This window comes from Pedobacter sp. SAFR-022 (assembly GCF_051965375.1).
Lineage (GTDB): Bacteria > Bacteroidota > Bacteroidia > Sphingobacteriales > Sphingobacteriaceae > Pedobacter.
Map to the genome: position 1 here is coordinate 117,293 of NZ_JBQCME010000001.1, position 15,943 is coordinate 133,235.

The following is a 15,943-nucleotide window of genomic DNA, read 5'->3' on the forward strand; positions in this document are numbered from 1 at the left end:
AACTATTTCACCCCGCACCCCTAAACACCTGATTTCCTGTATGAAAAATTTTATCCCTAAAAACATCTTTTTTTCCAAACAACATCAATTTAAAAACTATTATGCATGCATAGGAATATTCTCCACACAATTTCTTTACCTTAGCACAACTAAATAGAAATCTAGCGTAATGGTATTACAAATCCTTTTTATTGCATTCGTCATCGCTGCAATAGCCTTATTTAGCTTCAACTTCAAGAAAGTAATCCGCAACATCCGTTTAGGCCGTCCAGTAGATCGCTTCGATCAACCTGGAGAACGCCTTAAAGTCATGCTTAAAGTGGCTTTCGGCCAAACGAAAATGGTGGCACGCCCGATCCCTGCCATCCTGCACTTCTTCGTTTATGCTGGTTTCATCATCATCAACATCGAAGTATTGGAGATCATGATCGACGGGATCTTTGGAACCCACCGTGTATTCTCCGGGTTAGGTGGCTTCTATAACTTCCTGATCGGCTCCTTCGAGATCCTTGCCTTTACCGTATTGGCCTCCTGCGTGATCTTTCTGATCCGTAGAAATGTATTGAAGTTAAAACGCTTTCGCGGAATTGAGATGACCGAATGGCCGAAGTCGGATGCAAACTACATCCTGATCACGGAGATCCTGCTGATGACTGCATTCCTGCTCATGAACGCAGCAGATGCGAAATTACAAGCCATGGGTGCAGGCCACTACACGGTAGGCGGTGCATTCCCGATCAGCCAGTTCCTGCAAGGCATGTTACCTGCATCAGAGGCAAGCCTGATTGCCATCGAACGTGGCTGCTGGTGGTTCCACATCATCGGGATCTTCGCATTCCTGAACTACCTGCCTTACTCTAAACACTTCCATATCCTGTTGGCATTCCCGAACACCTACTTCTCTTATCTGAAGCCGAAGGGCGAATTCAGCAACATGCAAAGTGTAACCAATGAGGTAAAAGCCATGCTTGATCCCTCATTTACCCCACCGGAAGCAGAAGCCAGCAGGTTTGGTGCTAAAGACGTAAAAGACCTGCACTGGGCCAACCTGCTCAATGCCTATACCTGCACCGAGTGCGGAAGATGTACTGATGCTTGTCCGGCAAACATGACCGGCAAACTGCTTTCCCCAAGAAAGATCATGATGGACACCCGCGACCGGGTATCGGAAGTTGGAAAGAACATCGACAAACATGGCGTTGACTACGATGATGGCAAGTCTCTGTTGGACGACTACGTGAGCCGCGAAGAGATCTGGGCTTGTACCAGCTGTAATGCCTGTACACAGGCTTGTCCGGTGAACATAGATCCATTGAGCATCATCGTGGAGATGAGAAGATACATCGTGATGGAAGAGTCACAGGCACCAGGAAGTTTAAACACCATGATGGGTAACCTGGAAAACAACGGAGCACCATGGAAATACTCTCCTGCCGATCGCTTTAACTGGGCGAACAAAAACTAACAAAATACTAACCCTATATTTGCGTCAAAGATGACTGAGCAATTGAATTTTGAAGTGCCTACAATGGCTGATCTTATCGCCCGCGGCGAAGAGCCCGAAATCTTGTTCTGGGTGGGCTGCTTCGGCAGTTACGATGAACGCGCCCAAAGAACAACCCGCGATATTTGCAAGATCCTGCACCATGTAGGTATAAAATATGCCGTACTGGGTACGGAAGAAAGCTGCACTGGAGACCCCGCTAAACGCGCAGGTAACGAATTCCTCTTCCAGATGCAGGCGATGACCAACATCGAAGTGCTAAATGGCTATAACATCAAAAAGATCGTTACCGGCTGTCCGCACTGCTTCAACACCATCAAAAACGAGTATCCTGGATTGGGTGGCAATTATGAAGTCATTCACCACTCGCAACTGATCCAGCAATTGATCGATGAGGGTAAACTAAGAGCTGAAGGTGGCGAAAGCTTTAAAGGCAAAAAGATCACCTTCCATGACCCATGTTATCTTGGTCGTGGTAATGGCATCTATGAAGCCCCACGGGCAGCCCTGGAGGTACTGGATGCGCAACTCGTAGAAATGAAACGCTGCAAGGTGAACGGTCTTTGCTGTGGTGCCGGTGGCGCACAAATGTTCAAAGAGCCTGAGCCGGGTAAGAAGGATATCAACGTTGAACGCGTGGAAGAAGCCCTGGCCCTGAACCCACAGATCGTGGCGACATCTTGCCCATTCTGCATGACCATGTTAAATGATGGTGTAAAGATTAAAGATCAGAACGAAAACGTAGATGTCCTGGACATCGCAGAAATCACCGCCAGAGCGAATGGATTGTAACGATCTATATATCACCTCCCTGAATTCCGGCAGTAACGGCAATTGTTACTATGTGGGCAACAGCGAAGAAGCTGTACTCATAGACGCTGGAATCTCCTGTCGTGAAATAGAAAAAAGAATGCTGCGCCTTAACCTGTCTATGAACAAGGTTAAGGCGCTTTTCATATCCCATGAACACTCCGATCACATCAAAGGGGTATGCACACTGGCAAAGAAATACCAGTTACCCGTTTACATCACCTCCGGAACTTTACGCAACTGCAGGTTCGATCTGAATCCAGGCTTGGTAAGAAACCTAAGCAGCCACAGCAGAACGCAGATCGGCAGATTAACCGTAACCGCCTTCCCGAAAATACATGACGCCATTGAACCGCACAGTTTCATGGTGTCCTGCGGAGACACACATGTGGGCGTATTCACTGATCTCGGCGCTGTTTGTGGCGAACTGACCAGGTACTTCAAACTATGCCAGGCAGCCTTTCTGGAAGCCAACTACGATGAGCAGATGTTGCAGAATGGTGGCTATCCATACTTTTTGAAACAACGCATCTGTGGTGGCCGGGGACACTTATCCAACCGTCAGGCACTGGAACTATTCAACACCCACCGCTCGCCGCAGTTGAGCCATCTACTGCTCTCCCATTTAAGCAAAGACAATAACGACCCAGCAATGGTAAAGGCGCTTTTCGACGGCCATGCCAAGGGTACGGAAATTATTGTAGCTTCCCGTCAGGAAGAGACAGCCGTGTTTGTTGTTTCTGCAAAGTCTCCCGCATCGAAAGAATTCTCGACGTTAAACTATTCAAATCCTCAGCTTCAACTTGCTTTAGGGGTATAATCAGATAACTCGCCATACTGTCTACATCTCCCTCAGGATCTTTATAGGTCTGCACAATTACATCTTCTTCCCCGGTCCTCAGGTAGAGCAGCCCCTTAGTCGTTGTACCCATAAAATCACTTTCCTTAAACCGGAGGAAGTTAAAAGCAAAATATTCTACTTTGCCGTTTTGGAAATAACGTTTGTACCTGCAAAACCCACTATTGGTGACACTTAATTCATAACGTTTGATTTGCCTGGCGGAGAAATCCTCATCATAATGTGCTACAAGCTTGTTTTCCAGAAAAATAGAATCTTCTTCCAGCGGATCAATAATCAAAAAGGCAGAAAAGATGAAAAAAATGCCAGCTGCATAAAAAAAGCACCACATTTTCATGTATTGTGTAAACTTTTTCATCATAATGCTTATTACTGATTGTAATTTAAATAAAATACTAAATTTGCGTTATGAGTTTTTCTCCACAATCTAGAGTTTGGGTTTATCAAAGTAACCGGGAATTCACTACTTCAGAAGTAGCAGAAATTCAAGAAAAGCTGGACGCATTTACAGCACAGTGGCAGGCACACGGCCATCAGTTGAAAGCAAAGGCAGAAATCATTCATAACTTTTTCATCGTGATCACCGTAGATGAAACAGCGTCTAATGTAACCGGATGCTCTATTGATGCATCTGTCCGGGTGCTGAAAGAAATTGAAGAAAAGTATAACCTTGATCTGTTTAACAGGTTCAACATGGCCTATATAGCTGATGGGAAAGTCGTTACACTGAACAAGGAAGACTTTGAAACACTTGTCAGCATCAAAAAGATCACACCAGACACCATCGTATTTAACAATACCGTACAGACACTTGAAGAATTTGAAACCAAGTGGCAGGTACCCTTTGCACAGAGCTGGCACAATACTGTGTTCTCACACTTGTTCTAAATCGTATGCTAAACAAAAAGGGGCCAATTGGCCCCTTTATCAATACAGCTAAAATATTATTTATAAATCTCCACGCTGATCTTACCGTCCTCAGTAACCGTTCCACGGTACATGCCAGCGGTATTAAATTCCATCGCAACATGGCCGTTTTTGTCCAAGGCGATCAAGCCCCCATCTCCGCCTAGTTTGCCCATCTTTTCAATCACCTTTTTTGAAGCCTCCTGAACGGAAAGTTTCTGGTACTCCATCATGGCAGAAAGGTCATGTGCCAGCACGGTACGGATGTAAAACTCACCCCAGCCCGTTCCGGATATTCCGGCAGTAGCATTGTTTGCATAAGTTCCCGCACCAATGATCGGCGCATCTCCTATCCGGCCATAACGTTTATTGGTCATCCCGCCAGTAGATGTTCCCGCAGCCAAGTTGCCAGATTTATCTAATGCAACGGCACCAACGGTCCCGAACTTAAAATCCCGGTTTATGGTCCCGAGTTTCAGGGCTTTCTTATCGTGATCAAGCACCGCTTTCATCGAATCCTGTTTAATGGCCTGCTGTAATCCCCGCCAACGATCTTCTGTATAAAAGTACGATGGCTCAACAATGGTCAGACCAGCTTGCTTGGCGAACGTTTCAGCACCTTTGCCAGCCATCATCACATGTTCAGATTTCTCCATCACGGCTCTGGCGGCACTGATCGGATTGCGGATAACCGTTACGCCTGCAATAGCACCAGCTTTCAGGGTCTTACCATCCATAATGGCAGCATCCATCTCGTTCTTACCCTCATGGGTAAATACAGCGCCTTTACCGGCATTAAACAGCGGAGAGTCTTCCAATACGTGAATGGCGACTTCAACCGCATCAAGGCTCGATTTACCGCCTTTTAAAGCATCATAGCCGGTCTGTAGTGCCTTTGTCATCGTTTCCCGGTAAGCAGCCTCCTTTTCCGGGGTCATGTTTTTCTTTAGGATCGTGCCTGCACCACCGTGCATCACCAATACATACTTCGCATTTTTATCCTGCGCAAATGCAGATGTTGCAACAGACAACAACAGAATCAGACTTAATTTCTTTAGGTTTATCATTCAGGGAGATTTCAGATCAGGGTATTTGTTTATATTCCAGTGGTAATCTACGCATATTCCGTAAAATCAACTGCTGTTTATGTCTAATGTAACGGGTTGGTTTCAAAGGGGTCCAACGTCGCGGATTCGGAAAACAGGCCGCGATCATGGCGGCTTGGGAACGGGTAAGCTTACTGCTGGATTTGTTGTAATAGGCCTGCGCTGCCGCTTCAGCGCCATAGATGCCATCTCCCATTTCGATCACGTTCAAATAAACTTCCAGTATCCGTTCTTTGCTCCAGAGGATCTCAATTAGCAAAGTAAAATATGCCTCAAAGCCTTTCCGCAACCAGGAGCGCCCTGGCCACAGGAAAACATTCTTGGCCGTTTGCTGCGTAATGGTACTTCCTCCCTTTATCGACTTACCCTGTTCGTTGCTTTTAAAAGCATTGCTGATGGCTTTTACATCAAAGCCCATATGCTTCAGGAACTTCTGATCTTCCGCACAAACCGCCGCCAGTTTCATGTTCTTCGAGATTTGATCGAAGTCTACCCACTCCTTCTCCAGCTTAAAAGATTTCCCATCAGATTTTCGCTCAATATTCCTGGTGATCATCAGCAATGTGATCGGCGGATTGATAAAACGATAGGCCAGCACCCAAAAGAATGAAACCAGTATAAACCAGATTAAGATCCTTGATATGATCCCTGAAATTTTATGTAGTATTTTGTTGCCCGATTTACCTTTAGACATTCTTTTCTTCGTCATCTGTTCAAAGGTATATAAAAACATTTTCCGCCAAAATTGTTTACTTTTATCGGCAGCAAATTACACACACTATTCGCTCAATGAAATTCAAAGCATCCAGACTCTCAGAAGGTAACAAGGTATTCCCCGCAGAGATCAATTTAGAAGAAAACAATATCGAGATCAAAATCCCAGGATTATTCCGTGGAGATTCTAAATACCTGAACTATCAGGACATTACTTCCATTGAAGTAGATAGTCCAATGATCGGCTTCTGCACTTTAAGGCTATTCATGAACGGCAACAAAGTTGAGGTTAAGGGTTTCAGCAAGAGTGATGTTAAAGAGATCCGCAGGATCATTGACGAAAAAAGAAGCGCTTCAAGGAGGTAGTTGGACTTCGCTTTACTTTGTAATAGCCGAGCAATATAAGCACGATAAGTATTAAAGTAGAAGACACAATAATGACTCCGTTATTGTGTCTTCTTATGATTTCATTCCTGGAATCTCCTATAAGCACCACTCCTGCCCAAGAATACGGCAAAGATCCTACATTGGCATCATTGTTTAGCCACTCAATCTGGGCATTTTGGAGTGCTAAATCAATTGGTAAACCCCTGCCTACACCTTCCCATATCACACGCGATAGTTCATAAGCATCCTGATCTTCTATTTCCCACAATGCACTTATTACAGACGGAGTACCTAAAGCCAGGAATGCACGAGATAGGCTATAAACGCCCTCACCAATATGATTTGTACCAATACCCGATTGACACGCGGTCAACATCATTATTTTGGTAGCACTTGGACTTAGCCCCACAATACCAGATAAACCTAGGCTGGCATCAGCAAAATACAGCTTGGTTTGATCCTCCAGACTATCAACATACGCATGTGTAATGACCTGAACAACACGGTACTTCTGCCAATTCGACAAAAAGTTATGGCTGGTCGCCTGCTCAGCACTCATGATCTTCGAACTTTCGAAAGACTTTGCATTCTCCCGAATCGCCTCTGTGGAATATGGCAATGGCGACAGCGTCTTCGAGTAGTTAAAACTAACAGGTGCTACACCTAAAAAATCACCTTTTATCTCGGCTTCATCCAGGTGCGGAAACTTTCTAAAAAGACTTTTTGCCGAATTAATGTAGCTGAAAGCATAATGTCTGACCATGTAATCTTCTTTCTCGGCGGAACGACTTAGTGCAGCAAAGGGAAGTGGTGCAGATTCCGTGGAAATGATGATCCTATCGTTCATCTTCATAGCCAGTGGCTTAAATAAGAGGTTATATAAGCTATTAGATACTTTTAGATAGCCCCGATAATCTCGGTTCTGCAACTGCTTATTACTTATATAAAACCCGAGCTGTTTTGTTAAAAGCCTAAAGGTGTTCGCGTTAATTTTCTTCCGCTCCAAAGTTTTTGGACCGATCGCAATGAAATATACAGCGTCTTCACCTACAAAATAGGAAATTAAAGTTTGTTGGGAAATGCCCAAATAGTTCTGAATCTCCTTTATAACAGGTACTGCATTGTAGTATTTAAAATAAAAGTATTGAGGATATTGATGTTCCAGCGTTTTGACAAACAGCTTCAGTTTTTGATGTGCGGAAGTTAATAATTCGGGATTATGCGGCTTAGCTAATTGAGCACTCCTTAATCGCAATCTTAGCTGCTCTTCCTCCCAAACCTTTAGAGTGGGCAGCATATTGGCCGCCTGTAAATTGTTAAGCTCATCGTTCAGTAATGCCGAATGACTCTTCTCCATAAAATAAAATGCTCTATCCGTTCTGTTTAGCAGAAAGCTAGTTTCGATTGCATCCTCGTACATCTTAATCATTTTGGAACGCCAAAACAGCTGTATGACGCTACCTTGGTGTTCCCACCTGATCAGATCCGTAAGACTGTCTAAAAGATCAAAGGTCTGCAATGCCTTGGGAAGGTTTGTTTGCGACTTGAGCAACAAAGAAGCTTTGTCGAGCAATACTGTAAGCACGTAATCTTTTTCGGACAAATTCTCTAATGATTCCAGCGTTGGATTTTCAAAGATGTCTTTAGGCTTAAAAGAAATCGGTAGATCTATTAGGGCTTGGTTCAGCAGGGAAAAGCTTGCCTCATACATATCATTAGAAGCTTTATCCAGCGCCATATTGTTATGTAGTCTGCTTAAGTAATATGGATTTTTTATATACCGTTGGGCTAAAAGCTGATATTGAACCTTTGCCTTTTGATCTTTCATTAGTATGGCGGTGAAATGAAGATCTAGATAAATCCCGCCCAGTTCTTCGTAGAGTTCGTTTTTAAAGTATAAACTACTTGCTTTTAAATACCATTTTTGAGCTTGTAAGTGTAGCTCCTGGTTTAATGAGATATCCCCGGCAAGCTTATAATAGCTAGCAAGTTCAACGTGACCCGTTTGTTCATCGTTGATCGACATCAGCTCGATCATTCCTTTAGAAGCTTCTCCAAGCCGGCCAAGTGCATTAAGGTTCACACACTTCTCGTACATATTTCTCGACAGGGCGGCGTGGTTCCCACGTGCTAACGAATATTTACAACCCAACTCCGCATATTGGAGACCGGTCTGGTAATCTTGAATTTGATAGTAGCTATGAGCTATGGCTTCACAGGCCAGTTCCCTTATACCCCACTTATCTGCTGCTGTTTTCGAGATCTGCAGGCACCTTTGATAACTTATCAATGCCAGATCATGTGCATTATTTTGAGAAAGATAATACCCTGCATAATAGTAGTATTTAGCTAAGTAGTGGCTGGGGTTTAACTCAGGATAGCGTTCGGCGACACGGATGGCTTGGTTTACTAAAATGATAGCCGTGCTGGCTTGATCATTAGCAAATTCAGCGCCTGCGTAAAGAAATAAAAGGTTTGAATAAGTGGTGTCTTTAGTAAGCCCATTATCAATACATCGCTGCTGAAGGCCCCTGAAAGCTTCGCATTGCGCTGCTGGTTCAAGTTTTACAATCGGATAGAAAGCTGCCCAAACTTGCTGTTGGAAATTGGTCTGTGCACTTACCGGAACGAAGCTTAAGCATAACAGCACGAACAGCTGCAATCGTTGCATCAGTCATCGAGTTTTAAAGGTTTCAGCCGTTGTTAACACCTTGGGTTTTGTTCCTGATAAGTGTAACCATAGCTTGTTCTTAGAAACACCATCAGGAAGTATAGGAGGCGGTGGAGGTGGTAGTGGTCTAGGATTATGTACTTTAAATAGAATTTCCTCCCCCCAAGAATGTATCCCCGGCCCCATGACAAGGAATGCGGTATGCTCCTTATTTAGTATCTTGACTTGAAGTTGACCAACATCGATTCTTTCTGCACCCAATGCCTTCACCTGGGCGAAGACCTCCTGACTTTTTACAGGCTGAGGATAATGGAGTATTATCTGATTTTTCATCCAAAACTCTCCTCTTTTTCCTGCGAGGAAATTTTTTGATACTAGTGTATTTGCCATAACTTTGGTTTAATCTGGTTTTTCGTTTAAAAGCTTCAGTGCCGCTGCTTTTCCCGCTTCATCATTGCGCACGATATCTCTTAACAATTCAATTGCTCGAACCTTATCCGTTTTAACATTCCGGTTTAAAAAGGTAAGCGCTTCGTAAAAGTGTCCCGGATTAGTATACAGCGTCTTTTGAATGCTAATCCTGCGAAAATAATGAAGTGCTTTTTCATAATCTTGTTTCTGTAGAGATGCAAGGCCGATTACCTCTAGTGCTTCCACATCATTTTGATTTTTCTGAAGTAATGGCAATGCCATCCGTATAGCGTCATCATAATTTCCTTGATTATATTTTGCTAACGCAAGCTGCAAGGTATCTGTTGTTGAACTCAACTGTAAAGGCAAAATCTTCAGATCTTTTGAAACATAACGCCTGGCCCGGTCTTCGGGTGATTGGTGAAAGGGATTAAAGAAAAGCAACAATCCAAGTACTAGCACGAATACAGCTGCTATGGCTAACCAGTTTGACTCAAACATCCCCCTTTCACTAGCCGATCCTAAAGACTCCCATTCTTGATGTTTTCTCGACAATTCCGACCGCCTGGAAGCATCCCGCAGTGCGAGTTTGGCTTTGATGTAAAAAGCCAAATCCTCAGAGAGCGTAGGATCTGTATGCAAAGCATGTTCAAAATCCTGCTTTTCCGAAGCTGTTAGCGTTGATTCTAGATACCGCTCAATACGTTCGTCCATGACTATTCTTTAGTTAAACTTCCTGCTACATCTGCGATGTTGTACATTTTCTTCAACTTACTCAAGCATCGCAGTCGGGACGTTTTTGCGACTGCTGAAGATAAATATCCAAGATCAGCTGCAATCTCCTGGTCGTGGTACCCTTCGCCCCAAGCCATTAGAATCTGCTTACATTTTGCATCCATTCGCGAGATTCGTTCCTGTAGTCTTGCTACCTCATACTTTTCACTTAAGTGCTGAATGATATCTCGTGCATTTGCAGGGACAACATCCAGGTAATCTTCAAGCGACTCTAATTGGCGGCCACGCTCTTTGTTAGTTTGACCTGCTCTGATTCTGTCTATACATTTATTTTGATAAATCTTGTTTATATATGTTTTCAGCGATGACTTTTCTTCAAAATGCCTGGTCCTGACTTGCTTGATGATTGAAAGGATGGTATCTGAATAGGCCATCGATGCATCATCTTCAGTCAACTTATGCCGCCATGCTGCGTCTTTAATCAAGTAGCGATATTTTAAGTATAACTTGTTTTCCCAAAGTTGTGGTCGATCATGATCTCCTGAAATCCCCATGATCAACCTAGAATCTTCTGTATGCCTCTTCAAAGTGAGCTTCATGTTCCAGTACATCAATTAGAATTGAATTTAAGAATTTCCACCCAAACCTCAACGAAAAATAAAGCATAATAACTTTATAATCAACAGGTTCTTATTGGCTAATTTATTTTCATGTTTTTGTTTCCATTCCTTTTCCTTATTCCGACTAATAAGATAATGGCGAAGATGACCAGCACGTAAATGATTAGCCTATGGTAGTATAATGCTTTAAACTCTGGAACCGGAACAAGCCGCATCCGTTTCATAATAGCGGTTAAATAATTTCTAACCTTTTAAATAACAAAGCAATGCCAAATCCACAATTAACAACAGACAAATTAAGAGTAAAGCTTCGTGCTCCTTTTATCGACTTAATCAATAACGTGTACTTCTCGCTGGAGTACACTGCTAAGAAAGCCATAGCTGCCAAACATGCTGAGCTTGGTGGCCATACTGGTCTATTGGGACCCACTGTAGAAAACCTAGGAAAGTGTCCTGATGGAACAGGGTACTATCAACGCTACGCCGGTGGGATGATTTACTATACACCCAAGACCGGAGCCAATGAGGTGCATGGAAGAATATTAGAGAAATGGGCATCAATGGGCTATGAACGATCTTTTCTTGGCTATCCAGTGCATGATGAGCGAGGAACACCTGATGGCATAGGCCGTTACAGTCGTTTTGAAGGTGGAATGATTTATTGGACGCCTGAAACTGATGCACATGAAATCCACGGCGAGATTCTGCGCCACTGGTCTGATCTCGGGTTTGAAAGAAGTTATCTCGGTTATCCGGTTACTGATGAACTCGATCTGGGTGTAAATTCAGGAAGGTTTAACAATTTCCAGCATGGCCAAATTGCTTGGTCTCCTGCATCCGGCGCCTCAGTAGCAAACTGCACGATGGACTTTAGCTCAGGTAACAATGGAGGAATTAAACCACAAGGCCTTGACAACGATAATGTTCCTGTGATTCGCAGACTAGTAACCGTTTCAGCGCACATGGAATTAACCGATGATGAGACATTTGGCAGTAATGAACACGGTTCGCAAAATGGTCAAGGCCAGGTTTATATTACAAACAAGCTTGCAATGGGCCTAATTTCTCTTGTAGGAAAAGCAGGAGGCGAAATGCGTGTGGAGTTAACCGTCGATTGTATAGCTACTGTTGAAGGAGATGTATTTGTTACCGGGAAAGTTAAACTGTTCGAGGGTACCAGCGAAGAAACAGATGATCTTGACGGCACTTTCGACATATCACTTACCGTAATTCGTGATGGCATTATAACCCAGCCAATCCATGTTCGCAATACGGATGAAGGTGGAGATTTTGCTGACATCACTTTAACGATAACCAACTTCGCGGCCTAAAACAGCAACTGAATTTGCAATTGTCGACTTCACAATACCCATAAAAAAAGCGTCCCGGAATCCGGAACGCTTTTTCTTATCTTGTAATAAAGATTACTCCGCTACTACTGCGAAAGGAACTTTAACTTTCACTTCTTTGTGTAAGTTTAAGTTAGCAACATAGTCACCAACAAATTTAGGTTCAGTTTCAAAAGTAATACGGCGACGGTCAACATCAAAACCTTGTTGTTTCAATGCGTCAGCAATCATAATGGTGTTAACTGCACCAAAGATTTTACCAGACTCACCAGCTTTAGCACCGATAGACAATTTAACATCAGTTAAACGTGTAGCGATCTCTTCAGCATCTTTCTTAATTTTATCTTGTTTGAAAGCAGCTTGTTTCAAGTTTTCAGCCAATACTTTTTTCGCAGAAGGTGTAGCCAATTGAGCAAATCCTTGAGGAATTAAGTAGTTACGACCAAAACCTGGCTTTACATTCACGATATCATCTTTCTCCCCTAGGGATTTGATATCTTGTTTTAAAATAATTTCCATGTTCAGCGCTTATTTTAATTGGTCAGCAACGAAAGGTAACAAACCAATGTGACGAGAACGTTTTACCGCCTGAGCCACTTTACGTTGGAATTTCAATGAAGTACCGGTTAAACGGCGTGGTAAAATTTTACCTTGGTCATTGATGAATTTCAACAAGAAGTTTGCGTCTTTGTAATCAATATATTTAATACCATTCTTTTTGAAACGGCAATATTTCTTTCTGTTATCGTCCACTTTAGGAGCGGTAACATACTGTATTTTTTGATCTTTCGCCATTATACTGCAGCCTCCTGTTTAGGTTTTTTGTTAAAAGCACCACTGCGTTTCTTCTCGTTGTATGCAACCGCGTGACGGTCCAATCTAACGGTTAAGAAACGTAGAACACGCTCATCGCGTTTTAGTTCTAATTCCAATTTGTTAATTAATTCACCTGACGCTTTGTACTCCGTTAGGTGGAAATGTCCGCTTGCTTTTTTTGCAATCGGATACGCTAATTTTCTCAAACCCCAACTATCCTCTTGGATAATCTCGGCTCCGCTGTCAGCGATGATTTTGCTAAATTTCGCAATTGCTTCTTTAGCTACTTCTTCTGACAACAACGGGGTTAGAACGATAACAGTTTCGTACTGATTCATTGTTATTTAATTATTTAGTTTATCCCGCATCGACTACGGGGATGCAAACTTAAGAATAATATTCTTTTAAACAAACTGTCAGACTGCATTTATGTATATGATAATCACCTTGTTGCTTTAAAAATTAGTGCTTCCCTAAATTTACCCGTAGTTTTGCGGCACAATCAAGCTTATGGAATACAGCAACAAAAGAAAAATCGTCGCACTTAAGCAGAAAGCAAATCATACCCTCAGCTTTAATCCCTTCGTTTTCAGTCGGATGTTCTGGCTCTGGATCCTGCTTGGTGCGCTAGGCGGCGTCACTGCAGGCGCTTACTGGCTCGTGCTCGAAGAAATGATTCACCTGTTATCAAAAGTTGAAGGCCTCTGGATCATTCCCTTGATGACCCTGGCGGGACTACTCGCCGGTATTGTAATTAAAAAGCTTGGCGACCCCGGTGAGATCGATCTGATTGTGGACAACATCCGCTTCAAAGGCGGACAGCTGAACGCGAAGAACAATCCTTCCATGATCATGTCTTCCCTGCTTTGTATTTCCAGCGGAGGAAGTTTAGGTCCCGAAGCACCTTTGGTGCAAGTCTCCGGTTCCATCGGCACCTGGGTAGCGCGGAAATTCAAGATGAAAGGTGAAGATATGCGTTCCCTGACCATCGCCGGTATGGCTGCAGCATTTACTGCGCTCTTCGGTTCGCCACTCGGCGGAAGTCTTTTTGCCATCGAAATCCTGCATCATAAACACGTCAGCCAATACTATCAAGCGATGATCCCAGCCATTGTCGCCAGCTGCGCAAGTTTCGTTGTCTTCCTGCTGATCACCGGTACCCCCATCGGACCGACCTGGAACTTCCCTCCCTACGTGGAAACGAACCTATCCGACCTGATGTATGCTGTTGCCTACGCCATGATTGCCACCGCAGTAGGTTGGCTATTTATCTATATGGTAAAACAGTTCAAATCCGTTTTCAAGAGCTTTCCTGTTCCCATTTACATTAAGCTGGCCATCGGCGGACTAATCCTAGGCATCATTGGCTATCAGTTGCCGATCACGCGCTATTTCGGTCATGATGAAATATCAGAACTTCTGGTCTCTGACCTGAGCCTGACCATGCTTTTCGCAATCATTCTGGGAAAATTGCTTGCCATTTCCATTACCATGACTTCGGGCTGGCGTGGTGGATTTATCATTCCATTGTTTTTCGTTGGCACCACACTTGGGTTGATCCTGCACCGGTTCTTCCCGGATCAGAATATCGCTTTGATGATGGTTTGCTGCATTGCCGCAATCAATGCCTGCGTAACCCGCACGCCGATCAGCGTCATTGTATTGCTAGCTACCATGACTGGCTTCCATTACTTTGTACCGATTATGTTTGCGAGCCTTACGGGATTTTTCCTGGCACCAAAAACACCACTGATCAATGCACAGTTCGGGGAAGCAAAGCCAACAGCAGCCTAGCCGCACACAACAGGCTAAGGCTGAATTATTTACCCCAGGCATGATTGATGAATCTACGACAAGGGCGCTCAAGCCAACGGTAAGAGATGTAAGAAATCACTATCAGCAGCACCAGATAAATCAAGCAATAAAATATGCCGCTGAAAAGTTCAATGTTCTGTCTTCCACGACCTACACCTACCGTTCCGGGAAGCTGATAGCCATGCGAAAAGGGCTCCTGTAAAAAGATCTGCATCAGATAAATGGAATAAGAAATATCACCTAAGAACTGCATCACCCGGCTATTAAACAAGGTTGCTATCTTTCCAGTATTTGCAGCGATGCTGAGCACGAGCAGCGCAAAAAGTGACACGGTAACACCGTCATTTAAGGCATAATGCAGCGAAAGACCAATGCCAAGCATCAGTAATATGGAAACAAAATCACCAGAAAAGGCTCTCTTGAAGGACTGCAATCCGTAAACCAGATATACGAGCATGCCGGTAACGAAACCCGCAATGCCGCGGATATAGCCATAATCAAACGTGGTATTCAGATTGTGCGGCACCGGAATGGCGGGGTTTATCGGGTTTTTCCGTGGCAGTACATACATGATCGAATAGTAGGCTGCAACAACAAACACTGCCAACAACAGCACGGCAATCAAGCGCTTCCTATTCAGAAACAGTGCAAGGAAAGGAAATAACAGGTAGGCGGCATATTCGGCGCTGATGCTCCAGGAGGGAATGTTCCAGGAATAGATCTTGGTAAATCCAAAGGAATGCAGCAGCAGGATGTTCGGTAAAATGTCGGATGGTTGTTCCAAAAGGATCGGTGGATTGCCCCAGTCGGTTAGATATCGAACAATCACCACCAGCAGTAACGTTGAAAACAGATGCAATGGATATACCCTTGCAAAACGAGCTATAAAAAACTTCTTCAAAGACTCACCTTGAATACGTTCATCAAAATCCTTGCTGTACACATGCAGCATGATAAATCCGCTCATGATGAAAAACAAGTCAACCATAAGGTAGCATTTTTCAAAGAACATAGACTGCGCAGCGGGAACAAAGCGGGCTGCAGCCATTTCAAAGTGAAACACCGCCACCAGCAATGCCGCGATGCCACGCAATGCGGTTAAGGAAGAAAGATATTCTACTTTGTGATCCTTGACCTGAACAGATTGGTCATTAATGGACGTTGATGAAGTATCGGCATCGGAAAGAAGCGCAGCTTGATTCATACAGGTGTTATTCAAATTTTAAACTACAATATTCAC

The 15,943-nt window shown here is 43.7% G+C and carries 17 protein-coding genes; 7 read left to right on the plus strand and 10 right to left on the minus strand.

Annotation, left to right across the window (positions count from 1 at the left end; genetic code table 11):
- Window positions 1-169 precede the first annotated feature (169 nt).
- From ACTHQF_RS00535 to ACTHQF_RS00550, 4 genes are all read left to right on the plus strand, one after another.
- Window positions 170-1,465, plus strand: a complete 1,296-nt coding sequence (locus ACTHQF_RS00535) for a 4Fe-4S dicluster domain-containing protein (RefSeq protein WP_440427768.1) — start codon at window positions 170-172, stop codon at window positions 1,463-1,465.
- A 30-nt stretch (window positions 1,466-1,495) separates the two neighbouring features.
- Window positions 1,496-2,296 carry a (Fe-S)-binding protein gene (locus ACTHQF_RS00540; RefSeq protein WP_440427770.1) on the plus strand — a complete coding sequence of 267 codons (801 nt, stop codon included), beginning with the start codon at window positions 1,496-1,498 and terminating at the stop codon, window positions 2,294-2,296.
- The gene (locus ACTHQF_RS00545) at window positions 2,250-3,134 is read left to right on the plus strand and encodes an MBL fold metallo-hydrolase (RefSeq protein ID WP_440427772.1); all 885 of its coding nucleotides are present in this window, start codon (window positions 2,250-2,252) and stop codon (window positions 3,132-3,134) included. Before ACTHQF_RS00540 ends, ACTHQF_RS00545 begins: the two co-directional genes overlap by 47 nt.
- A gap of 447 nt (window positions 3,135-3,581) precedes the next feature.
- Complete coding sequence (locus tag ACTHQF_RS00550; RefSeq protein ID WP_440427774.1) at window positions 3,582-4,061, plus strand: ABC transporter ATPase; 480 nt, start codon at window positions 3,582-3,584, stop codon at window positions 4,059-4,061.
- A 56-nt stretch (window positions 4,062-4,117) separates the two neighbouring features.
- Here the strand turns inward: ACTHQF_RS00550 and ACTHQF_RS00555 are convergent, their stop codons facing one another.
- Both ACTHQF_RS00555 and mtgA read right to left on the minus strand, forming a co-directional pair.
- The gene (locus ACTHQF_RS00555; protein WP_440427776.1) at window positions 4,118-5,146 is read right to left on the minus strand and encodes an isoaspartyl peptidase/L-asparaginase family protein; all 1,029 of its coding nucleotides are present in this window, start codon (window positions 5,144-5,146) and stop codon (window positions 4,118-4,120) included.
- A 16-nt stretch (window positions 5,147-5,162) separates the two neighbouring features.
- Window positions 5,163-5,894 (minus strand): monofunctional biosynthetic peptidoglycan transglycosylase, encoded by a 732-nt coding sequence (gene mtgA, locus ACTHQF_RS00560; protein ID WP_440427778.1) that lies wholly within the window; start codon window positions 5,892-5,894, stop codon window positions 5,163-5,165.
- Between the two features lie 80 nt (window positions 5,895-5,974).
- Here mtgA and ACTHQF_RS00565 point away from each other — a divergent pair, with 80 nt between their 5' ends.
- The gene (locus tag ACTHQF_RS00565) at window positions 5,975-6,265 is read left to right on the plus strand and encodes a hypothetical protein (RefSeq protein WP_440427780.1); all 291 of its coding nucleotides are present in this window, start codon (window positions 5,975-5,977) and stop codon (window positions 6,263-6,265) included.
- On the opposite strand, the gene ACTHQF_RS00570 is transcribed toward ACTHQF_RS00565, so the two are convergent.
- From ACTHQF_RS00570 to ACTHQF_RS00585, 4 genes are read right to left on the minus strand one after another with little or no spacing between them, the layout of a single operon-like run.
- Complete coding sequence (locus tag ACTHQF_RS00570) at window positions 6,231-8,957, minus strand: CHAT domain-containing protein (protein WP_440427782.1); 2,727 nt, start codon at window positions 8,955-8,957, stop codon at window positions 6,231-6,233. The genes ACTHQF_RS00565 and ACTHQF_RS00570 overlap by 35 nt on opposite strands.
- A gap of 3 nt (window positions 8,958-8,960) precedes the next feature.
- Window positions 8,961-9,347, minus strand: a complete 387-nt coding sequence (locus tag ACTHQF_RS00575; RefSeq protein WP_440427783.1) for a hypothetical protein — start codon at window positions 9,345-9,347, stop codon at window positions 8,961-8,963.
- A gap of 9 nt (window positions 9,348-9,356) precedes the next feature.
- Entirely contained in the window at window positions 9,357-10,082 is a 726-nt protein-coding gene (locus ACTHQF_RS00580; protein WP_440427785.1) for a tetratricopeptide repeat protein, read from the minus strand.
- A 2-nt stretch (window positions 10,083-10,084) separates the two neighbouring features.
- Complete coding sequence (locus ACTHQF_RS00585; RefSeq protein WP_440427786.1) at window positions 10,085-10,714, minus strand: RNA polymerase sigma factor; 630 nt, start codon at window positions 10,712-10,714, stop codon at window positions 10,085-10,087.
- Window positions 10,715-11,064: 350 nt separating this feature from the next.
- Here ACTHQF_RS00585 and ACTHQF_RS00590 point away from each other — a divergent pair, with 350 nt between their 5' ends.
- The gene (locus ACTHQF_RS00590) at window positions 11,065-12,054 is read left to right on the plus strand and encodes an LGFP repeat-containing protein (protein WP_440427788.1); all 990 of its coding nucleotides are present in this window, start codon (window positions 11,065-11,067) and stop codon (window positions 12,052-12,054) included.
- A 93-nt stretch (window positions 12,055-12,147) separates the two neighbouring features.
- On the opposite strand, the gene rplI is transcribed toward ACTHQF_RS00590, so the two are convergent.
- Genes rplI through rpsF form a run of 3 tightly spaced genes read right to left on the minus strand, consistent with a single transcriptional unit; the run spans window position 12,148 to window position 13,226 of the window.
- A complete protein-coding gene (gene rplI, locus ACTHQF_RS00595) occupies window positions 12,148-12,591 on the minus strand; it encodes a 50S ribosomal protein L9 (RefSeq protein WP_440427790.1) in 444 nt (147 codons plus the stop codon).
- A gap of 9 nt (window positions 12,592-12,600) precedes the next feature.
- The gene (rpsR, locus tag ACTHQF_RS00600; protein WP_188626327.1) at window positions 12,601-12,867 is read right to left on the minus strand and encodes a 30S ribosomal protein S18; all 267 of its coding nucleotides are present in this window, start codon (window positions 12,865-12,867) and stop codon (window positions 12,601-12,603) included.
- Window positions 12,867-13,226, minus strand: a complete 360-nt coding sequence (rpsF, locus tag ACTHQF_RS00605) for a 30S ribosomal protein S6 (protein WP_440427792.1) — start codon at window positions 13,224-13,226, stop codon at window positions 12,867-12,869. The genes rpsR and rpsF overlap by 1 nt, the downstream gene beginning before the upstream one ends.
- Before the next feature lie 172 nt (window positions 13,227-13,398).
- On the opposite strand from rpsF, the gene ACTHQF_RS00610 reads away from it, so the two are divergent.
- On the plus strand, window positions 13,399-14,682 hold the full coding sequence (locus ACTHQF_RS00610) for a chloride channel protein (RefSeq protein WP_440427794.1): 1,284 nt from the start codon (window positions 13,399-13,401) through the stop codon (window positions 14,680-14,682).
- Window positions 14,683-14,707: 25 nt separating this feature from the next.
- Here the strand turns inward: ACTHQF_RS00610 and ACTHQF_RS00615 are convergent, their stop codons facing one another.
- Entirely contained in the window at window positions 14,708-15,907 is a 1,200-nt protein-coding gene (locus tag ACTHQF_RS00615) for an acyltransferase family protein (protein WP_440427796.1), read from the minus strand.
- Window positions 15,908-15,943 lie beyond the last annotated feature (36 nt).